This is a genomic window from bacterium, from assembly GCA_035308905.1.
GTDB lineage: Bacteria > Sysuimicrobiota > Sysuimicrobiia > Sysuimicrobiales > Segetimicrobiaceae > DASSJF01.
The window spans coordinates 13,180-34,896 of record DATGFS010000015.1 but is presented as its reverse complement, the minus strand read 5'-3'; the positions used below and the strand labels follow the sequence as shown (position 1 = coordinate 34,896).

The 21,717-nt window shown below is 71.2% G+C and carries 24 protein-coding genes; 15 read left to right on the top strand and 9 right to left on the bottom strand.

What is annotated here, in order from left to right; genetic code table 11:
* From VKT83_04730 to hflX, 3 genes are all read left to right on the top strand, one after another.
* Window positions 1-273 (top strand): tRNA dimethylallyltransferase (locus VKT83_04730; GenBank protein ID HLY21755.1); only part of this gene is annotated, 273 nt, incomplete at its 5' end.
* A 28-nt stretch (window positions 274-301) separates the two neighbouring features.
* Window positions 302-1,477: an LL-diaminopimelate aminotransferase gene (locus tag VKT83_04725; protein HLY21754.1), complete on the top strand. Its 1,176-nt coding sequence runs from the start codon at window positions 302-304 to the stop codon at window positions 1,475-1,477.
* Between the two features lie 6 nt (window positions 1,478-1,483).
* Window positions 1,484-2,848, top strand: a complete 1,365-nt coding sequence (hflX, locus tag VKT83_04720; protein ID HLY21753.1) for a GTPase HflX — start codon at window positions 1,484-1,486, stop codon at window positions 2,846-2,848.
* 125 nt (window positions 2,849-2,973) lie between these two features.
* Here hflX and lexA read toward each other — a convergent pair whose 3' ends face one another.
* Window positions 2,974-3,588, bottom strand: coding sequence for a transcriptional repressor LexA (lexA, locus tag VKT83_04715; GenBank protein ID HLY21752.1), 615 nt, complete (start codon window positions 3,586-3,588; stop codon window positions 2,974-2,976).
* A gap of 135 nt (window positions 3,589-3,723) precedes the next feature.
* Window positions 3,724-4,467, bottom strand: coding sequence for an SDR family oxidoreductase (locus VKT83_04710; protein HLY21751.1), 744 nt, complete (start codon window positions 4,465-4,467; stop codon window positions 3,724-3,726).
* Between the two features lie 86 nt (window positions 4,468-4,553).
* Here VKT83_04710 and amrB point away from each other — a divergent pair, with 86 nt between their 5' ends.
* On the top strand, window positions 4,554-5,834 hold the full coding sequence (gene amrB / locus VKT83_04705) for an AmmeMemoRadiSam system protein B (GenBank protein HLY21750.1): 1,281 nt from the start codon (window positions 4,554-4,556) through the stop codon (window positions 5,832-5,834).
* 8 nt (window positions 5,835-5,842) lie between these two features.
* Here amrB and VKT83_04700 read toward each other — a convergent pair whose 3' ends face one another.
* From VKT83_04700 to VKT83_04690, 3 genes are read right to left on the bottom strand one after another with little or no spacing between them, the layout of a single operon-like run.
* Complete coding sequence (locus VKT83_04700) at window positions 5,843-6,685, bottom strand: ABC transporter permease (GenBank protein ID HLY21749.1); 843 nt, start codon at window positions 6,683-6,685, stop codon at window positions 5,843-5,845.
* Complete coding sequence (locus VKT83_04695; GenBank protein HLY21748.1) at window positions 6,686-7,462, bottom strand: ABC transporter ATP-binding protein; 777 nt, start codon at window positions 7,460-7,462, stop codon at window positions 6,686-6,688.
* Window positions 7,463-7,484: 22 nt separating this feature from the next.
* Window positions 7,485-8,501, bottom strand: coding sequence for an ABC transporter substrate-binding protein (locus tag VKT83_04690; protein ID HLY21747.1), 1,017 nt, complete (start codon window positions 8,499-8,501; stop codon window positions 7,485-7,487).
* Between the two features lie 152 nt (window positions 8,502-8,653).
* Between VKT83_04690 and VKT83_04685 the strand changes: the two genes are divergently transcribed.
* Genes VKT83_04685 through VKT83_04675 form a run of 3 tightly spaced genes read left to right on the top strand, consistent with a single transcriptional unit; the run spans window position 8,654 to window position 11,200 of the window.
* On the top strand, window positions 8,654-9,598 hold the full coding sequence (locus VKT83_04685; GenBank protein ID HLY21746.1) for a dienelactone hydrolase family protein: 945 nt from the start codon (window positions 8,654-8,656) through the stop codon (window positions 9,596-9,598).
* Window positions 9,599-9,649: 51 nt separating this feature from the next.
* Entirely contained in the window at window positions 9,650-10,063 is a 414-nt protein-coding gene (locus tag VKT83_04680) for a Rieske (2Fe-2S) protein (protein HLY21745.1), read from the top strand.
* Window positions 10,064-10,081: 18 nt separating this feature from the next.
* The gene (locus VKT83_04675; protein ID HLY21744.1) at window positions 10,082-11,200 is read left to right on the top strand and encodes an amidohydrolase family protein; all 1,119 of its coding nucleotides are present in this window, start codon (window positions 10,082-10,084) and stop codon (window positions 11,198-11,200) included.
* A gap of 24 nt (window positions 11,201-11,224) precedes the next feature.
* Here the strand turns inward: VKT83_04675 and VKT83_04670 are convergent, their stop codons facing one another.
* Window positions 11,225-12,421 (bottom strand): winged helix DNA-binding domain-containing protein, encoded by a 1,197-nt coding sequence (locus VKT83_04670; GenBank protein ID HLY21743.1) that lies wholly within the window; start codon window positions 12,419-12,421, stop codon window positions 11,225-11,227.
* Between the two features lie 59 nt (window positions 12,422-12,480).
* Window positions 12,481-13,839 (bottom strand): aminotransferase class III-fold pyridoxal phosphate-dependent enzyme, encoded by a 1,359-nt coding sequence (locus VKT83_04665; GenBank protein ID HLY21742.1) that lies wholly within the window; start codon window positions 13,837-13,839, stop codon window positions 12,481-12,483.
* 110 nt (window positions 13,840-13,949) lie between these two features.
* Here VKT83_04665 and VKT83_04660 point away from each other — a divergent pair, with 110 nt between their 5' ends.
* From VKT83_04660 to VKT83_04645, 4 genes are read left to right on the top strand one after another with little or no spacing between them, the layout of a single operon-like run.
* Complete coding sequence (locus tag VKT83_04660) at window positions 13,950-14,741, top strand: SDR family NAD(P)-dependent oxidoreductase (GenBank protein ID HLY21741.1); 792 nt, start codon at window positions 13,950-13,952, stop codon at window positions 14,739-14,741.
* Window positions 14,742-14,757: 16 nt separating this feature from the next.
* Entirely contained in the window at window positions 14,758-15,570 is an 813-nt protein-coding gene (locus VKT83_04655; GenBank protein ID HLY21740.1) for a methyltransferase domain-containing protein, read from the top strand.
* Window positions 15,567-17,042: an FAD-linked oxidase C-terminal domain-containing protein gene (locus tag VKT83_04650; protein ID HLY21739.1), complete on the top strand. Its 1,476-nt coding sequence runs from the start codon at window positions 15,567-15,569 to the stop codon at window positions 17,040-17,042. Before VKT83_04655 ends, VKT83_04650 begins: the two co-directional genes overlap by 4 nt.
* Window positions 17,033-17,626 (top strand): hypothetical protein, encoded by a 594-nt coding sequence (locus tag VKT83_04645; GenBank protein ID HLY21738.1) that lies wholly within the window; start codon window positions 17,033-17,035, stop codon window positions 17,624-17,626. Before VKT83_04650 ends, VKT83_04645 begins: the two co-directional genes overlap by 10 nt.
* Here the strand turns inward: VKT83_04645 and VKT83_04640 are convergent.
* Window positions 17,609-18,151 (bottom strand): LOG family protein, encoded by a 543-nt coding sequence (locus tag VKT83_04640; GenBank protein HLY21737.1) that lies wholly within the window; start codon window positions 18,149-18,151, stop codon window positions 17,609-17,611. The two genes, VKT83_04645 and VKT83_04640, sit on opposite strands and share 18 nt — an antisense overlap.
* Window positions 18,152-18,213: 62 nt before the next feature.
* On the opposite strand from VKT83_04640, the gene VKT83_04635 reads away from it, so the two are divergent.
* The 4 genes from VKT83_04635 to VKT83_04620 all read left to right on the top strand — a co-directional run bounded on the left by VKT83_04635 (window position 18,214) and on the right by VKT83_04620 (window position 20,688).
* Window positions 18,214-18,855, top strand: a complete 642-nt coding sequence (locus VKT83_04635; protein HLY21736.1) for a hypothetical protein — start codon at window positions 18,214-18,216, stop codon at window positions 18,853-18,855.
* 38 nt (window positions 18,856-18,893) lie between these two features.
* Window positions 18,894-19,373 (top strand): DinB family protein, encoded by a 480-nt coding sequence (locus VKT83_04630; protein HLY21735.1) that lies wholly within the window; start codon window positions 18,894-18,896, stop codon window positions 19,371-19,373.
* 71 nt (window positions 19,374-19,444) lie between these two features.
* On the top strand, window positions 19,445-20,245 hold the full coding sequence (locus VKT83_04625) for a hypothetical protein (protein HLY21734.1): 801 nt from the start codon (window positions 19,445-19,447) through the stop codon (window positions 20,243-20,245).
* A 44-nt stretch (window positions 20,246-20,289) separates the two neighbouring features.
* On the top strand, window positions 20,290-20,688 hold the full coding sequence (locus VKT83_04620; protein ID HLY21733.1) for a hypothetical protein: 399 nt from the start codon (window positions 20,290-20,292) through the stop codon (window positions 20,686-20,688).
* Here VKT83_04620 and VKT83_04615 read toward each other — a convergent pair.
* Window positions 20,685-21,599: a nitrilase-related carbon-nitrogen hydrolase gene (locus tag VKT83_04615; GenBank protein ID HLY21732.1), complete on the bottom strand. Its 915-nt coding sequence runs from the start codon at window positions 21,597-21,599 to the stop codon at window positions 20,685-20,687. The two genes, VKT83_04620 and VKT83_04615, sit on opposite strands and share 4 nt — an antisense overlap.
* Window positions 21,600-21,717: the final 118 nt, after the last annotated feature.

The window sequence follows — 21,717 nt, the reverse complement described above, 5'->3', positions numbered from 1 at the left end:
CTGCAAAGCGGATGCCATCGCGCGCTGCCGTCCATGCAGGGCCTCGGGTACAAAGAGATCGCCGCCCACCTCGAAGGCGAGGTCACCCTGGACACCGCCGTCGCGCAGTTGCGCCGCGATACGCACCGCTACGCGAAGCGGCAGTTGACGTGGTTTCGCGCCGACCCGCGATACCGCTGGATCGATGTGGACGATCAGCCGGCCGAGCGCGTGGCGTCAAGGGTTCTCGAGCCGCTCGCCGCCCGAGAGACGTGGCCGTACTCCGTGATATGATGGCGGCAGCAGCGAACGGAGGTGCCTGATGCGCGTAGCGCGCCGGATGGAACGGATTCCGCCGTATTTGTTTGCCGACATCGACAAGAAGCGCGCCGCGCTGCGGGCGCGCGGGGTCGACGTCATCAACATCTCCATCGGCGATCCGGACCTCCCGACGCCCGACCACATCGTCGACGCGCTGACGCGCGCCGCCCGGGATCCCCGCACGCACGTCTACCCGCCCTACGAGGGAACGAAGGAGTTCCGCGAGGCCGTCGCCGGCTGGTACGCGCGCCGGTTTGGGGTGGCCCTCGACCCCGGCAGCGAGGTGCTGGCGCTCATCGGCTCCAAAGAGGGGCTCGCCCACGTGCCGTGGGTGTTCGTCAATCCCGGCGACGTGGCGCTCGTGAGCGACCCGGGGTATCCCGTCTACAGCGTCGCGACCCTCATGGCCGACGGCGAGGTCTACCCCGTGGTGATGACGCGGGAGCAGGGGTGGGTGCCGGACCTCTCCATCATCCCCGAGGACGTGCTGCGGCGCGCCCGCGTGTTTTTTCTGAACTATCCCAACAACCCGACGGGGGCGACGACCGACCTCGCCTTCTTCACGCGCGTCGTGGAGCTGGCGCGGCGCTGGAACATCCTCGTCGTCCACGACAACACGTACTCCGAGATCGCCTACGACGGCTACCGGCCGCCGAGCTTCCTCGAGGCGCCCGGCGCCAAGGACGTCGCGATCGAGTTTCATTCGCTCAGCAAGACGTTCTGCATGACGGGGTGGCGGATCGGGTTCGTCGTCGGCAACAAGGAGGCGGTCCAGGCACTCGCCACCCTCAAGACCAACATCGACAGCGGGCAGTGGGTGGCGATCCAGGACGCCGCGGTCGCCGGCCTGACCGGGCCGGACGCGCCGACGCGGGAGCGGGTGGCGATCTGGCAGCGGCGGCGCGATACGGTCGTGCGCGGACTGCGGGAGATCGGGCTGGATGTGCCGAGTCCGCGGGCGACCTTCTACCTGTGGATTCCGGTGCCGCGCGGCCACACGTCCGTGTCCTTCACGACGGATCTGCTCGAGCACACCGGCGTGATCGTCACCCCCGGCAACGGCTACGGCGCGCACGGCGAGGGGTACGTCCGCATTTCGCTGACCGCGCCGGACGCGCGGTTCGAAGAGGCGGTTCGCCGCATCGGCGACCATCTGCGGGCCGCGTCCCCGCGATAATCCAAGATGCGCACCACCGGCACACCGCTCGGTCATAAGCTCCGCCGCGGCCTCGCCGCCGGGACCTCCGAGGAGAGCGACCGTCCGCTCACCGACGGGCTGCCGCGCAGCGGCCCGGAGCGCGCGCTGCTCGTCGGCATGATCGGGGCCCGGGAGGACGCGGGCGAGGAGACCCTCCAAGAACTCGCCCGGCTCGCCGACACCGCGGGAGCCGCGGTGGCCGGCATCGTCGTGCAGCACCGCACGCGTCCCGATCCCGCGACCGCGGTCGGCGCCGGCAAAGTGGAAGAAATCCGCTCCAGGGTGCGCTCCGCCGGCGCGGACGTGGTCATCTTCAACCACGAGCTCACGCCCGCGCAGCAGCGAAATCTAGAGCGGGCGCTCGACACCAAGGTGCTGGACCGTACGGCGCTCGTCCTCGACATTTTCGCCCAGCGGGCGCGCACGCGGGAAGGCCGCCTGCAGGTCGAACTGGCGCAGATGACCTACCTGCTGCCCCGGCTGGCCGGACGGGGCGTGCTGCTGTCCCGGCTCGGCGGCGGGATCGGCACGCGGGGCCCCGGCGAGACCAAGCTGGAGGTCGACAGGCGGCGTATTCGGACGCGGATCACCGCGCTGGGCCGGGAGATCAACGCGCTGCAGCGGCACCGGCAGCGCGAGCGGCAGTCGCGGAAAGACGCGGCCCTGCCGGTGGCGGTCCTCGTCGGCTACACGAACGCGGGCAAGTCCACGCTGCTCAACGCGCTGACCCGCGCGCATGTGCTGACCGCCGACAAGCTGTTTGCGACGCTCGATCCGACGACCCGGCGGGTCGTCCTGCCGAATCGCCGCCCGCTGCTGCTTGTCGACACGGTCGGCTTCATCCAGAAGCTGCCGCACGATCTCGTCGCGGCGTTTCGCGCCACCCTCGAGGAGGTGACGGAGGCGGACCTCCTGATCCACGTGATCGACGCGGGCCACCCGCGCTGGACCGCGCAGCGCGAGGCCGTGGAGCAGGTGCTGCGCGAATTGGGCGCGTCCGGCACTCCGCGCGTGACCGTCCTCAACAAAGCCGACCTGCTGTCCCCCGAGGCGCTGCGCGACGTGACGGCCGAGGAGCCCGACGGAGTGCCGGTCTCCGCCGTCCGCGGCGTCGGCCTCGCGAATCTGCTGCGCCGGATCGGAGCCGCGCTGCCCGGACCGGTGGAGCGGGTGCGGCTCGTCATCCCGTACCACCGCCTCGCGGTCCTTTCGCGCCTCTACACGGCCGGACGGGTTGTGCGGCGCGAAGACGGCGAAGCCGGCATCGTGGTGGAAGCGGAGATCCCCACCGCGGGCCTCGGACCGTTCCGGCCGTACGTCGACGGACGCCCGGCGCGGACGGCACACTGATGTCCGGCGCGGTGGTTGTCGACCCCAAGACGGCGGGGGCCGCCTCGCAGGAGGCGGCCCCCGGGAATGCCGTCGGGATGCGGTCGACTTCGATGACACGGCGGCCGGCCGTGAGCCGGCCGGCGCTAGGAGAGCCGGCGGATCAGGGCGACCGCTTTCCCGATGATCGTCACGTCCCGCGTGATGATGGGCGACATCGTGCTGTTCTCGGGCTGCAGCCGGATGTGGTCCCGTTCCTTGAAGAAGCGCTTGACCGTGGCCTCCTCGCCGAGGAGCGCCGCGACGATTTCGCCGTTCGAGGCGGTCGCCTGCGGGCGGATGACGATGAAGTCGCCGTCGTAGATCCCCGCTTCGATCATGCTGTCGCCGCGGACGCGCAGAATGAAGGCGCCGTCCTCGCGGACGAAGTCGCGGGGCAGGGGGAAGATGTCCTCGATGTTTTCCTCGGCCAGGAGCGGCGCACCCGCGGCGATCCGCCCGACGACCGGCACGTTGACCATGCGCTTGGGCGGCTGGCTCGCGCTGTCCTTCAGGATCTCGATCGCCCGGGGCTTGCTGGGGTCGCGCCGGATGTAGCCCTTCTTCTCCAGCGCGGCGAGGTGGCTGTGCACGGTCGAGCTGCTCGTCAACCCAAGGGCCGCGCCGATCTCGCGCACCGACGGCGGGTAGCCCTTGCGCTGCATGCTGTCGAGCAGATACCCGAGAATCTCGCGCTGGCGTTTCGTCAGGACTCGGCCCACGCGCTGCCTCCCTCGCTTCGGATCGCCGGCACGGATAATGAGCGGACGGATTATAGCATAGAACCCGGCGCCACGCAAACACCTGTTCGCTTCGCCCGGCGGCGGCTGTGCACCCGCCGGGCGGCCCGCCTGCTTTTAGAGCAGCGCCCCGCCGTCGACGACAATGATTTGGCCGGTCAGGAAGTTGTCCGCCGTCGCGAACGCGACGGCCATATGGGCGATGTCCTCGGGGCGGCCGATCCGCTGTACGGGAAACCTCGCCGCCCGGGCGGCGTTCTCGGCCTCGTGTCCTCCATGCCAGCGGGTCTCGATGAGCCCGGGCGCGATCGCGTTCACCGTGATCGACGGCGCAAGCGCGCGGGCGAGCGACAGGGTCATGGTGTGAATCGCGCCCTTGCTCGCGGCGTAGGCGATCGAACTGCCGTTGCCCCGGACTCCGGCGACGGACCCGATGTTGATGATACGGCCGCCGCCGGTCATGGCGCGCGCCGCCGCGCGCGAGCAGAAGAACGTGCCTTTGACGTTCACGGCGAGAATGCGGTCCCAGACGTCCCCGGTCAGCGCCTCGAGGTTGCGGTGGTCGATGAACTTGGTCGTGCCCGCGTTGTTGACGAGCACGTCAAGACGGCCGAGCTCGGCGGTGACCCGCGCGATCATCGCGTCGACGCCGCGCTCGTCCGAGATGTCGCAGGCCGCGGTGATCGCCCGGCCGCCCCGCGAGTTGATCTCGGAGGCCGTCTCCTCGGCGTCCCCGCGCGACCGGCTGTAGTTCACCGCGACCGCGGCGCCCTCGGCCGCGAGGGCCAGCGCCGTCGCGCGCCCGATGCCGGTGCCGCCGCCCGTGACCAACGCAACCTTGCCGCCGAGGCGTCCGTCCATGGCACCGCTAGATACGGGGCGGCCGCGGCGCGTTCCTCCGGCCGGCCGCCTGCAGGCGGATTGGCCGGCCAAGCGGCAATCACAGCATGACCCGGCGCGACGAGACGTCCCACGGGAAGGGTGCCGCCCGCGGCGGGACCGGCGGTGAGCGGAGGCCGCTCCCGCGGCTCCGCGCGCTCGACTTCATCAGGACCGAGTGGAACGGCGAACGGGTCGTGTGCGCGCGCGACTACGAAGACCTGCTCGACGGTCCCGTGCTGCTGCCGCTGCCGATCATGCTGATCGCGCTGCTGCTGGACGGCCTGCGGGACGCCGGCGCGGTCCAGGCCGAATACACGCGGCTCTCCGGCGGTCTGCCGCTTCCGTCCGCCGAGCTCGACCGCATTGTTCGGGATCTCGACGCGCACGGGCTGCTCGACAGTCCGGTGCTCGCGGACCGCCGGCGCGCCGTCGCCGACGCGTACCGGGCGGCGCCGCACCGGCCGATGGCGCACGCGGGCACCGCCTATCCGTCGGACCCGGCGGCGTGCGCGGCGGCGCTCGAGCGCTACCTCGCCGGCGCGCGCCCCCCCGCCAACGGTTCTGCTCCCGCCGCCGCCCCGCGCGGCATCCTCGCGCCCCACATCGACTTCGCGCGCGGCGGCCCGATGTACGGCCGCGCCTATGCCGCGCTGGCCGGCCTTCCCGCGGGGGTCTGCGTCGTGGTCGTCGGCGTCGCGCACGCGGGCTCGGCCGCGCCGTACGTGCTGACGGCGAAAGGCTACGAGACCCCCTTCGGGGTCGTCGAGGTGGACCGCGCGCTGCTGGAGGCCGTCGCGACGCGCGCCCCGTTCGATCCGCTCGAAGAGGAGCCGGTCCACCGCGGGGAGCACTCGGTCGAGTTTCAAGTGTTGTGGCTCGCGCACATGCTGCGCGGGCGTCCCTTCACGGTGCTGCCGGTGCTGACCGGCCCGCTCGACGCACACACGGCGAACGGCACGCCCGCGGCCGTCCCGGCGATCGAAGCGTTCATCGGCGCGCTCCGCGAGGCGATCGCCGCCGCGAAGCGCCCTATCTGTGTGGTCGGCGGCGTGGATCTCAGCCACGTGGGGCCGCGCTTCGGCGATGAGGAGGCGGTCGGGCCCGCGCTCGGGCGGCGCGCGTCCGGCGCCGATCGCGCGGCGCTTCGCCATGTGGAGGCCGGCGACGCGGAAGGGTGGTGGCGGACCGTCACCGCCGACGGCAATCGCCGCCACGTCTGCGGGTTGGGCGCGATCTACACCGTGCTGCGGCTCCTCGCGCCCGTCACGGGGCGCGTACTGGGATACGACCAGGGCGTCGATCCGGCGGGCGGGCTCGTCGGGTTTTCCGCGGTCGTCCTCGACTAAGGCGCGGCCTATCCGCGCGCGCGGCCGCGGAACAGCCGCCGCTCCAGCGTCGCGAGCCCGGCCGTGGACAGGAGGCCGAGCACCGACAGCACGACGATCCCCGCCAAGAGCCGCGACGTCTGCATGAGATCCCCGGCGTAGAGAATCAGGTACCCGATTCCGGCGGTGGCCGCGATCATCTCCGCGGAGACCACCAGAAGCAGCGACATCCCCGCCGCGAGGCGCAGACTCGCGAACACCATCGGCACCGAGGCCGGCAGCTGCACCTTCGTGATGATCTGCAGGCGGCCCGCCCCGAAGCTCCGCGCCGCCCGGATGAGGAGCGGATCGACGTCGCGGATCGCGGTGGCGGTTCCGATCGCGACGGGAAAGAACGCGCCGACGGCGATGAGCGCGATCTTCGGCGCCTCGCCGATCCCGAGCCAGAGGATGAGGAGCGGCAGGAGCGCGATCTTCGGGATCGGGTACACGGCGGCGATGAGCGGGTCCGCGACCGCCTCCGCGCGACGGGAGACGCCGACGAGCACCCCGACGATCAGGCCCGCGGCGCCGCCGAGGGCGAAGCCGGCGCCGATCCGGCCCAGGCTGGCGCCGACGCTCCGCCAGAGGTCGCCCGTCGACGCGAGATGCGCGAGCTCCGCGGCCACGGCCTCGGGCGACGGCAGGAACACGGCCGGCACGGCGCGGGCCCGGCTTATCGCCTCCCACACCAGCAGCACGGCCACGATAGCCCCGACCCGCAGGGCGCGGTACCGCCGGCCGCCGGGAACCGGCGCGGGCGCGGCCTCGAGGGTGATGATCTCGCCCGCGGATGCCCCGCGGGCCGCCACGTCGCGGGCGCCGGCCGCCACCTAGGCGCCCTCGCGCATCGCGGTCCTGGCCTCGTCGCGAATCATCGACCACACGTCCTGCGTGAACCGGCCGAAGGCCGCGTCGGCGAGCAGGGTCTCGCGCCGGGGCCGTGGGAACGGTACCGGGACCACCGCCCGGATGCGCCCCGGCCGCCGCGACAGCACGGTGATGCGGTCGGCGAGATACGCCGCCTCCTGGATGTTGTGCGTGACATACAGGACGGTCTTCCGGCTGCGTTCCCAGATTCCGAGAATCTCATCCTGCATCAGCTGCCGCGTCTGCGCGTCCAGCGCGGAGAGCGGCTCGTCCATCAGGAGAATGGCCGGATCGACGCACAGCGCGCGGGCGATCCCGACCCGCTGCCGCATCCCGCCGGAGAGTTCGGACGGATACCGCGTCTCGAAGCCGTCGAGACCCACCAGCCGGATGTACTCGTGCGCGAGCCGGTCGCGCTCCGCGGCGGGCACGCGCCGCACCTCCAGGCCGAATGCCACGTTCTGCAGCACGGTGCGCCACTCGAACAGCGCGAATTCCTGAAAGACGAGGGCGGTCAGCGGCCGTCCGGCGCGCTCTCCCTCGAAGACGATGCGGCCGGCCGAGGCGGGCAGAAGCCCCGCGGCCAGCAGCAGCAGGGTCGATTTCCCGCAGCCGCTCGGGCCGACGATCGCGACGAATTCGCCGCTCGCCACCGTGAGGTCGATGCCTGCGAGCGCCGCGAGCGCGCCGCCGTCCCGGCGGGCGTACTCCTTGGACGTGCCTTCGAAGCGGATCCTCATCGCCCGCGCCGGCGCACGCGGGCTACGGCCCGAGCGATCGCACGGCGTCGTTCACGAAGGTCGAGTCGACGAATTGGTCGAGCGGTACGTAGCGGGCGGCCATACCGTTTTGAACGTACCAGGCCTCCTGCCGCTCGAGATCGAGGAGATAGAGGCGCGCATTTCGATCGATGTACGGCAGCGACTTCGCGACGGCCGCTTCCGGCTGGTCGATCGTCCGCGCGGTGACCGCGACGATCGGCGCGCACGCGCCGCGCGGCGGCCGGCGGAGACACGCGTCGAAGTAGTCGCGGGTCGCGCGCACGTATCCCCGCATGAACCGGTCGCCGAGCGCGTGGTCGCCGTGCAGCCGCGCGCCGTAGAACACGCCGGTCACCTGATTGACGATCCGGTCGCCCGCGTAGAACAGAATCTTGCCCCAGCCGTCCTGCTCCGCGGCCGCGCCCCACGGCGGGGAGAGCAGCGCCGCGTCGATCTGGCCGGTGCGCAGCGCCTCAGCGACGAGATTGACCTCGCGCAGCGGCACCAGCTGAACGTCCCGGAGCGTCAGGGACTCGCGCTCGAGGAGCTTCGCGATCTGGTAATGGAACGTCGAGCCGAGCGTCGTGATGCCGATCCGTTTCCCGCGCAGGTCCCGCAGCGACCGCACGCCCGAGGCGTACGTCGTCTTCGTGACCACGACGGCGTTGAGCGGATAGCCGGGACGCTCCTGGCCGCGGTCGGCGACGAGGTAGATCTTGCCGCCGCCGGCGGCCAGGTTGAAGAGGGTACCGGTGATCCCGGTCGCGCCGACGTCGACGTCTCCCGTGACGGTCGCGGTGGCGACCGGCGCCGCGGCGCCGAAGTACACAAACTGGATCTGCAGGCCTTCCTGGCGGAAATATCCCTGCTGGGCGCCCCAGAACAGCGGCGCGCCGCCGACGAGCTTCAAGGTGCCCACGCGGATCACCGTGGGCGCCTGGGCCACGGCCCCGGGGACGGTGATCGTCAGGCTGAGGACGGCCGCGAGCGCGGCGGCGATGACAAGCCGAGGGCGCACTGATTCCTCCGGTATGGTGCGTTGATCTCGCGTCACCGAACCGTTCGGCGCACGGCGAAGACGGGCCTGCCGTGACGCGTTGTTCACATCGCTGTGGTAGGTTGGGACAATCCACGGCATAGAGGCGCATCGGTGGAGGGAGTGGAGGGGCCATGACGGATCTGGGCCGCTACATCCTTGAGGAGTGGACGGAGGAGTACCGCGAAGGGCGGTTGGGGCGCCGCGAGTTCCTTCGGCGCGTCGCGATCTTCGGCGGAGGCGCGGCGGGTGCTCTGGCGCTGCTGACCACGCTCGGCGTGGCGGCGTCGTCCGACGAGGTCACCGCGGCCGCGGGCTCGCCGGCGCCGCGGCCGGTGCTGGCGGCGGCGCCCATCGTGGCTCCCGACGATCCGGCGCTCGAGACCCGCATGGTCTCGTTTGCGGGGGCCGCGCCGGGACCGCAGACGGTCTTCGGTTACCTGGCCCAGCCGAAAGGCTCGGTGCGCGCGCCGGGCATCGTCGTGATCCACGAGAACCGCGGCCTAGTCGATCACACCAAAGATGTCGCGCGCCGGCTCGCCAAGATCGGCTACGCGGCGCTCGCGCCGGACCTGGTCTCGGGCGCCGGCGGCACGGACAAGGTCGCCGACCCGGCGCAGGCATCGGCGCTGCTCGGTCAGGCCACGCCGGAACAGCTGGTGGCGATGCCCGCCGCGGGGGTGCGGTATCTCGCGTCGCTGCCGGCCGCTCGGGCGGACCGGATCGGAGCGGTGGGATTCTGCTTTGGCGGTGGGGTGACGTGGCGGCTCGCCACCCGGGTCCCCGAGCTCCGGGCCGCCATCCCGTTCTACGGCTCGAACCCGCCGCTCGAGGACGTGCCGAAGATCCGGGCGGCGGTGCTCGCCTTCTACGGCGCGCTCGACTCGCGCGTCGACGCCGGCATCCCGGCGATGCGCGACACGCTCGACCGGGCGAAGGTGGTCTACGACATGGTGGTGGAGCCCAACGCCGCCCACGCCTTCTTCAACGATACCGCCCCGAGCTACAACGCCGCGGCAGCCCAGGACGCGTGGACCCGGCTTCAGGCCTGGTTCGAGCGGTACCTCAAAGCCGGATAGCCGGGCGAAGCCGCGCGGGGAGAGACGCCGCGCCGCGCGAACTTCTACGTCATGCCGCGACATGTCGTGGGCACGCTGTCGGAGCTGCCGCCGGGGAGCCGGCGGATCGTCACGGTGGACGGACGCTCCATCGGCGTGTTCAATATCCGGGGACGGTTTTACGCGCTGCGGAACCGCTGTCCGCATCAGGGAGCGCCGCTGTGCCGGGGGAGAATCAAGGGGACGACGCTGCCCGGGCGGCCCTACGAGTACGTGTACGGCCGCGAAGACGAGATCATTCAGTGTCCTTGGCACGGTTGGGAGTTCGAGATCACGACCGGCCGGACGTACTTCAATCCGCACCGCATGCGCGTCAAGACGTACGACGTGACCGTGGAGCGGGGCGCGGCGGAAGCGGAAGAGGATGTTACGCTCGAGACGTTCGAAGTGACCACCGAAGGTGACCTGGTCGTCCTGCACGCGTAAGAAGGGGAGGAACGCGCTGTGGCCGAGTCCGTGACGGGGATGCCGATCATCGACTGCGACGTGCACAACCGGTTCAAAGACGGCAAGATGACGGCGCTGTGGCCGTACCTGCCGCGGGCCTATCAGGAAGACGTGCGGGAGTGGGGGATCAGCCTCCCCGCTGTCGGCTACCTGAACGGCGGCGACCGCGGCTACCGCGGGGACTCCTGGCCGAAGGAGGGCTTCCCCGGATCCGATCTCGACCTGATGCGCGAGCAGCTCCTCGACCCGTTCAACGTGCGATACGCGATTCTGCTCGGTCAGGAGCTGCGGCCGCTCGGCACGCTCCCGAACGCGGACTATGCGGCGGCCCTGGCGCGCGCCTACAACGACTACCTGATCGAGCAGTGGCTCGCGGCGGATTCACGCCTCCGAGGCGCGATGCTGATCGCGACCCAGGACGTACCGCAGGCCGTCAACGAGATCGACCGGATCGGTCGCCATCCGGGCATCGTCGAGGTGCTCGTGGCCAACGGGGCGCGGCTGCCCTACGGCAACCGGTACTACCATCCGATCTTTGAGATCTGCGAAGCGCTCGGCCTGCCGTTCGCGCTCCACACCGGCAGCGAAGGCGCCGGCATCAACGGCCAGCCCTCCGTCGCCGGGTACGGTTCGTACTACATCGAAAATCGCCAAGTCCGTCCGCACGGCTACATGACGCATCTGACGAGTCTCATCGTCGAGGGCGTCTTTGAGAAGTTTCCCAAGCTGCGCGCGGTGTTCGTCGAAGGCGGCTACTCTTGGCTCGCGCCGTTCCTGTGGCGGCTCGACGCCGACTGGCGGGGCCTGCGCCATCAAACGCCGTGGGTCAAGCGTCCGCCGAGCGAGTTCGTATGGGAGCACGTCCGGTTCACGTCGCAGCCCCTCGAGGAGCCGGACCGGCCCGCGGATCTGCTCGAAGTCTTCAAGTGGAACCGTGCCGAACGGACGCTGATGTTCGCCTCCGACTACGCGCACTGGGATTTCGACTCGCCGGTGGACGCGTTCCCGCGGATGTCCGACGACCTCCACCGGCGCATCTTCTACGAGACGGCGAGGGAACTGTACGGCTTTCCGCTCGCGGCGTCGGCGTCCGAACAGGCGGTCACGGCGGACTGATCGCGGGCCGGCCGAGGCGTGGTCTCAGCCGATCCGGACCTGCACGTCGCGATGACCCAGGAAATGGGCGAGCTTCTCCGCTTCCTCGCGGATTCCGGCCGCGCTGCGCGCTGAGACCTCCGCAAACCGGGTGACCCGGACGCGGAGGCGATTCCGCTCCCGAGTGTGAGCCCACACGCCGGCAACGCGTCCATCGACGAGCACGACCGGGGCGATCCACCCGGCCTTGCTGTACACGGTCTTGTGGTGGCGGAGGGCGACCAGGTGCGCCCGGGCCTTGTGGCCGAGCAGATAGGAATCGAAGTACGGCAGAAGCCGGACCGGCAGCGGTTCGGATCGCCGCGCCGTGAGTCGACGGAGATCGTCCCGAAAGATCGCCGCCGTCCAGCCCTCGACGCTCACCGGAATGAGGCCGGTCTCCTGGCGCTTCCAAATCGCGGTGGCATCCGACAGCGTCATGCCGGTCCACAGCGCAAAATCGGCGGGCGTCGCCGGCCCGAACGCCCGCAGATACCGGCGCAGGAGCTCGTCCTCCGCCGCGTCCCTGGGCACATCGCGCCAGCGCGGGACCCACGCATCGGCACGCACGAAGGTCGGCTCGGTGCCCCGGCTGGGGCCGGAGCACACGACGCCGCGTGCGGCCACAACCTGTAAGAGATAGCGCACCGGAAGCGTAACTCGTCCCACCGCGACGCCCGGAACCTTCGCGCGGCTGCCCCAGCCGCCCCAGCGCACGGGCCGCACCGGGACCCCGAGGGACCGGCTTACTCGGCCGACAAGCTCGGGTCCGCTGAGCGGCCGGTCCAACGCGTCGAGCGCGGCGCCGACGAGCTCCTCGATCGCGCGCTCACCGACGCCTCGTCCACGAAGCCACCGCACCTCGCGCTCGGCGCGCCGCGCGGATCCGCGGACGAAGACCGCCAGGTCCTCCGAGGGTACGAGGTGCAGGGTCCGGCGCATGCACCACGCCTTGACGAGCGTCCGGGCCCGGGCGGCCGCGTGGATGTCTTCCAGCCGCAAGTCGCGGACTCTCGCCCAGAGAGCGAGGTGCGCCGCCGAGAGGAGCTGTGCCTGCGCGCCCGCCATTGCGCCGAGAACGGAGACGAGCGCCCGTGAAGGCGCTCGTTCCGCGAGATGGTGACGGGACAGGCGAAACGCGGCGACCTGGTCCCACGTCACCCGAGCCGGGGCGGCGTGCATCGCCGCCGGCCGTGCTTTCATGGTTGTCCGCAGCCGAGCCTGCCGGCGGCGGCGCTGCTAGGCCTTCGGCACGTACTGGCTCACGCCGTAGGCAGCGTATCGCTGACCCGGCCGATCGCCCGATCGAGCGCCTCGACCGTCCGGCCGACCTCGGCGTCGCCGTGGGCGATGCTGAGGAAGCCGCCGCTGCCGAAGATGTGCACCCCCTCGATCAGCATGGCCAGGGCGATCGCGCTGTAGGCCGGCGTCCCGCGCTGTCCCTTCAAGTCTTCGGGGGTCAACGCCGCGATCGAGGACGGATCGCCGGGCGCAAGACGCGCGTCGAACGCGAGGTGGAACGACGACACGTCTCCGTACGCGATCCCCCGCACGCTCCGGCGGGCGAAGACCGCGTTGATCTCCCGGCGCAGGACGGTACCCATCCGGCTGCAGCCTTCCTGGACGCTCGGGTCGCGCACGATGTCGAGACACGCGACGCCGGCGGCCGCCGAGAGGGGATTGGCGTTGAACGTCCCCGGGTGGCGGAGCTTGCGCCGCGATCCGCCGGTCAGCGCGATCAGCTCGAGCAGGTCCCGCCGCCCGGCCACCGCGCCGCCCGGGAGGCCGCCCGCGACGATCTTCGCGAGCGTCGTAAGATCGCCGCTGATGCCGGCCGTCTGCTGGACTCCGCCCGGCGACCAGCGGAACCCGGTGATGACTTCGTCGACGATTAGGAAGACGTCGTGCGACGCGGTGACCTCGTCCAACCCCCGCAGGAAGTCGGGCGGCAGCGGCACCGAGCCGAACGACGCGCCGCTCGGCTCCACGATCACCGCGGCCACGTCTCGATCGTGCCGCAGCGTCTCGTCGACGACCGCGAGGTCCGGCGGCAGCACGATCGTGTCGTTGGCCACGGCCGCGGTGACGCCCGGCGGGACCTCGTCGTAGGGCGGCTGCAGGCCCGGCGCGACGGCGTCGTGCCAGCCGTGGAAGTGTCCCCGGAACTTGACGAGCTTCGAGCGGCCGCTCGCCGCGCGCGCCACGCGCAGCGCCAGCAGCGTCGCCTCCGTGCCCGAGCTCGTGAAGCGCACCATCTCGGCACCCGGCACGAGCCGCGTGATCCGCTCGGCCCAATTCAGCTCGCCTTCGTGGTTGGCGCCGTAATGCGTGCCGAGCCCGACCTGGCGGCGCACGGCCTCGACCACGGCCGGATGCGCGTGGCCGAGGATCAGCGCCCCGTGCCCCATCGCGTAGTCGAGGTACTCATGTCCGTCGACGTCCCACTTGCGCGCGCCTTCGGCGCGGACGATATAGGGAAGGAACGGCGTGAACTGCCGCGACTCGTGGGTGATCCCGCCGGGCAGCAGGCCGCCCGCCCGTTCGAACAGGGCATGGGATCGCGGCCTCGCCTCGATGTACTCCCCGGTGAGGTCGGTCGACAGGACCTTCGCCTCCGCCATCGCGCACGCTCCTTCACGACGAGCCCGTCGGAATGGCGGCTCGCGCTCAAGAAGTATTTGTCCCGGCCGCTCTGGAATCCCTGTCCCTGTAGGGGGAGGGAGGGGACCGCATGGATTACGCTTCGATGTTCCGCCTCGACGGGCGGGTGGCGCTCGTCGTCGGCGCCGCGTCCGGAATCGGACAGGCATCCGCGCAGGCGCTGGCGGCGCTCGGCGCCGAGGTCGTGTGCGCGGACGTCAACCGTGCGGGCGCGGAGGCCACGGCGGGCCTCATCGCGGACGCGGGCGGCCGGGCGGAAGCCGATCAGGTCGACGTGTCGCGGGAGGCGGACGTCGTCCGCCTCGTGTCCGGTGTGGCGGAGCGCCACGCCGCCCTCGGCGTCTGCGTGGTGACCCCCGCGGTCAACGCCCGCAAGCCGATCCTCAAGTACACGGCCGAGGATCTCGACCGCGTCCTCACCGTCAATCTGAAGGGCACGTTCTTCGTGCTCCGCGAGGCCGGCCGGCTCATGGCCGAGCGCGGCGGCGGCAGCATCATCGCGTTCGCGTCGATCCGCGCCGTCCAGGTCGAGCCCGGCCAGAGCGTGTATTCCGCGACCAAGGCCGGGATCGTGCAGCTGTGCCGGACGCTGGCCGCGGAGCTCGGCCCGCAGGGGGTGCGCGTCAACGCGGTCGCCCCGGGCGTCGTCGACACGCCGCTCACCCGGCAGATCAAGAAGGACGAGGCCTGGTATCGCGCGTACGCGGACCGGAACGCGCTCGGCCGCTGGGCGTCGCCGGAGGAGATCGCGGGCCCGGTTGCCTTCCTGGCCACCGACGCGGCGCGGTACATCACCGGCTCGGTGCTGTTCGTCGACGGCGGCTGGACCGCGATCGACGGCCGCTTCACGCCGCCGCTTTAAGGAATATCCTTTGCCGGTGACACAGGGGGACGGGGCGGTCGTGGGCGCGGAGATGAGCTTCCATTGGGAGATGCTCAGCGACGCCCGCCGCAACGAGACGTACCGGGCGGCGATCGCCGGCCGGGCGCCCGGGCGCGTCGTGTACGACCTCGGCGCCGGCGTCGGGCCGATGTCGCTGTATGCGGTGCAGGCCGGGGCGCGGCGCGTCTACGGGATCGAGACGGACCGCGATGCCTACCAGTATCTCCGGCGGCTCGCGCGCCGCTTTCCGCAGTTCGTGCCCGTGCGGACCGACCTCGTTCGGGGACCGCTGCCCGAGGAAGCGCCGGACGTGGTCGTCTGCGAGATGTGGTCGTCCTGGCTGACGGATTGGCCGATGGTACAGGCGCTCAACCGGATCCGCCGCCGCGCGCCCCGGTGTGAGGTCATTCCGGTGCGGGGCCATCACGTGCTGCAGCTCGCCTATGCCGATCACCGCGCCGGGACCGCGCTCGAGTTCGTCCCCGGCACCTACGCCGCGATCTTCGGCGATCCAGGCGCCATCGAGGAGATGTCGCTCCCGGTCCTCGCCGCCACGACGGATTTTCAGGAGCCGATCGCGCCCCTCGACACGATCGTGTCGCTCGCGCCGCTCTCGAGCGGAACTGTGAACAGCCTGCGGCTGTGGAGCTACGAGGAGGTGCGGGACGGCCACCCGTCGCCGCGCGTCGGGACCCGCGCCGACGTCCTGATCCGCTGGATTCGTCCGTTCCGCGTCACGCGGGGCCGCCGCGTCCGCGTCCGCATCCGGCACCGCTGGGACGCGCGCCTGCGGCTCACGATGCTGTGAACGACCTCGCCGCCGCGCGGGTCACAATCGGCGCGAAAGGGGCCCTCGTCGCGGAACTGGCGGAGGCCGTCGGCGGGGAATACGTGCTCGAAACGCCGTCGGACGTGCTGGCCTACGAGTACGACGCCTCGAACATGACATCGCCGCCCGATTTTGTCGTGCTGCCCGGCGGCGCCGGCGAGGTGGCGGCGGTCCTCCGCATCGCGGCGCGCCATGGGGCCCCGGTGATCGCGCGCGGCGCCGGGACCGGCATCGCCGGCGGGGCGCTTCCCATCATCGGCGGCATCGTGGCGGCGCTGACGCGGCTCGACCGGATCCGCGCGATCGACCTCGACAATCGCCTGGCCGTGGTGGAGCCGGGCGTCGTCAATCTCGACATCACCCGCGCCGCCGCCCCCGACGGCTACTTCTACGCGCCCGATCCGTCGAGCCAGTACGCGAGCAGCATCGGCGGGAACGTCGGTCACAACTCCGGCGGTCCGCACACGATCGCGTACGGCGTCACGACCAACCACGTCCTCGCGCTGGACGCGGTCCTGGCCGACGGCACGTCCATCCACACGGGCGGCGCGGCCCCGGACGCGCCGGGGCTCGACCTCACCGGCCTGCTCGTCGGCAGCGAGGGGACGCTCGCGGTCGTGACGGGGATCTGGGTGCGCCTGCTCCGGCGGCGCGAGGCGGTGACCACGCTGCTCGCGATCTTCGCCGACCTCGACCGCGCGAGCGAGGCCGTGACCGACATCATCGGCCGGGGCGTGGGGCCGGTCGCCCTCGAGATGTTGGACCGCAACACGATCCAAACGGTCGAGCCGTTCGTCCACGCCGGCTATCCACTCGATGCGGAGGCCGTGCTGCTGATCGAAGTCGAGGGGCTGCGTCCCGTGATGACGCGCGCCGCCGGCATCATCGAGACGATCTGCCGGGCGCACGGGGCGGCGGAGGTCCGCGCGGCGAAGTCGGACGCCGAGCGGGATGCGCTCTGGCTCGGCCGCAAGGCGGCCTTCGGCACGTTCGGCCGGATCGCGATCAACTACTATCTGCACGACGCGGTGGTGCCCCGGTCGCGGCTGCCCGAAGTGCTGCGGCAGGTGCAGGCGATCGCCCGGCGCGAGCGCCTGACGGTGGCGAACGTCTTTCACGCCGGCGACGGCAACCTGCACCCGATCATCGTGTTCGACGCGCGGGTTCCCGGCGAGACCGAACGGGTGATCCGCGCCGGTGAAGAGATGCTGCGGCTGTGCGTGGACGCCGGCGGGACGATCTCGGGAGAGCACGGCATCGGCTTCGAAAAGAACAACTACATGCCGTGGATCTACTCCGACGACGATCTCGGCGCGATGCGCCGGGTCAAGGACGCGCTGGATCCGGAAGGGCGGCTCAACCCGTGGAAGATGTTTCCGACGCCGGTCTCGTCGGCCGAGGTGCTGATCCGGCCCGCGACGATCCCGCGGGCCGAAGGGTGGTGGGTATAACCGCCGCGCCCGCCCGGCGCCTGCGGACCGCCGCGGCCGCCGGTCTCGTGCTCGCGGCGTGGCTCGCCGGCGCGGCGGCGCGAGGTGACGCCGAGGGCGCGTTGACGCCGGGGGTGGCGGCGGGCGCCGTGCCGCTCGCCGCGCCGGTGGACAAAGTCGTCGCGATTCTCGGGCGTCCGAGCGTGGAACTGCTGGACCCCACGAATCCGCGAATCGTCATCCAGCGGTGGGAGCCGCAGTGTCTCGGCGCGCGCTATACGCCCGCGGGAGAACTGCTGGCGCTCGACGTCTGGGCGGATCTCGGCGAGCAGTGCGGGGCCGCGGGCGACTACGCCGTGGACGGGGCCGCCGGTCGCCGGATTACCTTCGCCAGCACGCGCGCGGACGTGAAGGCCGCCTTCGGCTACGCCCCGAGCCGGGTGCTGCGCGGTTTCACCTTCACCATTTTCGTCTACGATGATCAGGGCGTGGCGTTCTACGTGCGGGACGATGGGCTGCGCCGCGGCCTCGTCGACGCGATGACCGTGTTTCCGCGCGGCGCGTCGCGCTCGGTGTGGAAGCCGGCGTCATGGGACGGGCGGTAGCCCGCGCCGGATCGCCGGGACGACGTCGTCGACCGTCCCGACCAGCCGCACCAACTCGAGGTCACGCGGCTCGATCCTGACGGCGGCGGGCAGACAGTCCAGCGCGTCGCGCCATTCCCGGCCCACCAGCACCAGGGGACGCCTCGGTATCGATTCGGTCTGAAAGAGGTTCCAGGTCAGCGCCACTTCGCCGAGAGTGCCGAGCCCGCCCGGCATCGCCACGTACGCGTCGGTCGCGGTGAGCCTCGCGATCCGCTGAAAGAGGTCGGGCATCGCGACTTCTTCGCGGACCCACGGGTTGGGGCGGTGCCGGACCGCCCACGACGCCACCGTGACGCCGATCGCGTGCCCGCCGGCCTCCACCGCGCCGCGGCTCACGGCTTCCATCACGCCCGCGTACCCGCCCGTGCACAGCGTGTAGCCGGCTTCCGCGAGCAGGCGCCCCAGCCGGACGGCGTCCCGGTACACGGCATCGTCCGGTACCGCCCTTGAGGAACCGAAGACGGTGACGCAGCCGTTCGACACGGTGTGATCCTCCTGGATCGCGAACTCCTGGCATAATAGAAGGACGAAAGGACGGACGCAACGTGGCGCAACGAACTCGAACGAGACATCCGCGGCGATCCGTCGCGGCCGTGCTGCCGGCAGTGCTGTGCCTCGCGCTCGCGGGCGTGCTGAGCATCCGGCCCGCCGCGTCCGCCCCGGCGGCCGTCCCGCCGGCGGACCGGCCGATCATCGCGGTGGTGGATTTCTACTCGCCCGGCGCCTTGCCGATCTCGGTGGTGACGGACCCCGGGCCGTACGCGGCCGACGTGTTGACGGGCCTCCTCGTGCGCGGGGGCGGAAACGCGATCACCGTGCTGCCGCGCAGCGAAGTGCGCGCCGAGGAGCGATCGCTTGCCTGGCGGGCCCAGGACGCGCTCAACTACAGCCGCCTGGGCACGCTCGCGCAGGCGTTGCACGCGGATCGGGTGATGCTCGGGTGGATCACCCGCGTGTCGGTGTTCCGGCAGGACATTCTGGCGTTCAACGCCGACGCGGCGCTGAACATGCAGATGTTCGACGCGCGGCAGGGTCGGATCGTCTGGCAGCGTGAGACGGAGGGCTTCGGCCTCGCCGGTTTTCCGGACTTCGCGGTGCAGATCGCGGTCGAACGTGGGCTGAGCCGCGGGCTCGGCCCGGTCGTGGCCGCGGCATCCGCGCCGGTCGATCGTACCCCGGCGCCATAAGCCGGCGGGCGGTTTCCAAAGGAGAGAGGGGGAGGCGCGTGGCGAACGATCGGGATCTCAGACGGCGTCTCGTCGTGATGCTGCAGGGAGGACGGGCGCACGTTACCTTCGACAAGGCCGTCGCGCGCCTGCCCGAACCGCTCCGCGGACGAAAGCCGAGGGGCTTACCATACTCGCCGTGGCAGCAGCTCGAGCATATCCGGATCGCTCAGGCGGACATGCTCGGCTACACCCGCGGCCCGCAACATCCGTCGTTGAAGTGGCCGGACGAGTACTGGCCGAAGAACCCCGCGCCGCCCTCGCGCGCGGCGTGGGACCGCAGCGTGAAGGCGTATCGCGCCGACCGGCAGGCGTTCTGCGATCTTGTGATGGATCCCCGGATCGACGTGCTGGGGGCCCTCCAGCACGACCCGGAGGTCAACGTCGTGCACATGGCGCTGCTCGCCGCGCAGCACGCGTCGTACCACCTGGGGCAGCTGCTCGTGATCCGGCGCCTCCTCGGCGCCTGGAGCGACTAGGCATCGATCTTAGCCACGACGACCCGGCGCTGGCCGGACGTCTCCGCGCTCTCGCCGCGGAAGCCCGCGTCGTGTTCGTCGCGGGCCTGCCGGGCGCCGGCAAGAGCCTCGTCATCCGGGAGCTGGCCCGCCTCGCCGCGGGCGCGGGTCGAACCGTCTATACCGTGCAGTGGGACGTGGCGCGTCCGGTGTTCGAGGCGGCGCCGGCCGGACGCCGGTATCCGCTCGCGGACGGCGTGACCCACGTCGTGATCCGGAAGGCGGCCGGGCTCTGGGTGCGGGACGCCGTGGCCGTCTGGCAGGCGGCGCACCCGGACCCCGCCCATCTGCTGATCGGCGAACTGCCGCTCGTCGGCGGCCGCTTCATCGAGCTGGCACGTCCGGCCGCCGACCGGGCCGAGGCTGTGCTGGCGGCGCCGTCCTGCCGGTTCGTAATTCCGGTCCCATCCCGCGACGTGAGGGCGTTCGTCGAGGCGGAGCGCGACCGGCGCATGGCCCAACCCGCGCATGCCCGCGAGCGCGAAGACGCGCCGAGCCACGTCCTGCGGGCGTTGTGGAACGAACTGGTCGGCGCCGCGCGGGCCCTCGCGCTGTCCGCGCCGGCGGGGGGAGGGGCGGTGCCCTACGATCCGGCGATCTACGAAGCCGTGTACCGCCGCGTACTGGGCCGCCGGCACGTCGAAACGCTTCCGCTGACTCGGGTACTCCAACTTGGCGGCGCTTCCGCCTACGACCTCGGCGTCCCCACCCGCGAACTGCTGCCCTCGGCGGTGGAGGTGGAGCGCGCGATTCGCGCCGTCGAAGCGCGGTATCCGAGCCCGGACGAACTCACGGTCGATATTGACCGATGGTACTCATCGAACGGGGGGTGAGGTTGATGCTGTACTGTTCACGAGTCATTTTGATCGGGGTAGCTATGACCGCGCTGCTCGGCGCCGTTCCCTTCGCGGCCGCCGCGCCGGCCTCGCTTACGCTGCCCGGCGCCGCCACGCCGTTCGGCCAGGTCCATCCCGGCTCATGCCTCGCCATTTCCAATAACCTGTCTGATTCGATTCGCGTCGAGCTCGCCCATCCGGAGAAGTACGCCGCGGTCTATTGGGATATGGCGTCCAAGGAGTTCATCGGCGCGGCGCTCGACGACAAGAATCAGTTGATCAGGTCGGCCGATGGGAGGTACATCATATCCGCCGTCACCGCCCCGTACGCCGTGAAAATCGCGTGGCTGTATGCCGAAGGTCACGGCCATGTCGGTCAAGTCGCGGAGCGCGCCGGCTGCACCAGAGTCTGGACGGCGTACGTGCAGCGGAACAATTAGCGCCGTAACGGCTTCACGAGGCGTTCGTCCCGCGACCCTTCCGCGACCGGGGCGGTAATCGCCGCGTAGCACTCGGGATGCCGGCGGGCGAAGAAGTTCCACCGTTCGCGCGCGGCGCGCGTCTCATCGAGATCGATATTGGCGGCGACGAGCTCGTCGCCCCTCGTGGCCGCCCGCGCCAGCACGTCCCCGAGCGGCGAGATGATGCAGCTGCCGCCGATCAGCTCGAGTCCGTCTTCAACCCCGGCCTTGGCCACGCCGACGACAAACATGTGATTTTCGTAGGCGCCGGCGCGCATGACCAGCTCGTTGAGCGCGAGCGCCTGCGGCCCGGCCGGGGTGTTGTAGCCGATCAACACCAGTTCGGCGCCCCCCAGGCCGAGGCACCGGTACGTCTCGCTGTAGCGGCGATCCTGACAGATCGCGATGCCGATGCGCGCGTGGGGCGTCTCGAACACCTGAAAGCCGGTGTCGCCGGAATCGAAATAGTAGGGCTCGTGCACGCGGCCCGTGACACCGGGCTCGACGCGGTTGGTCCCGGGCAGGTGAACCTTGCGATACCGGCCGCGCACGCCGCCGCGCTCGTCGATGAGGACGGCGGTGTTGAAGCGGCGGTCGCCGTCCCGCTCGCAAAACCCGACGTACCAGGCGATGCCGGCTCCTTGGGCCTTCGCGATCAGCGGCGCCAGCGCGGCCGGCGGCACGTCGCGGGAAAAGAACTGGTCGGCGTCCTCGCGGATGCGCTTTGGGAAGTAGGGGCTCAGCGCCATCTCCGGAAACGCGAGGACAGTCGCGCCGCCGGCGGCCGCCTCGTCCATTAGCCGCGCCATGCGCTCGACGATCGCCTCGACGGGCGTCCCTTCGTTGTTCGGGCCCATTTGGGCCGCCGCGACCTTCACGTATCGCGCCACGATGCGCCTCCGATGCTTACTCTCGGCCTCGTGGTTCGGCCCGGCGTGTCCGCGCCCTCCAGGCGGCGTCCCCTGCAGGGATGAACGCCGCGCCCGACCAAGCACCTACCAAGGTTCG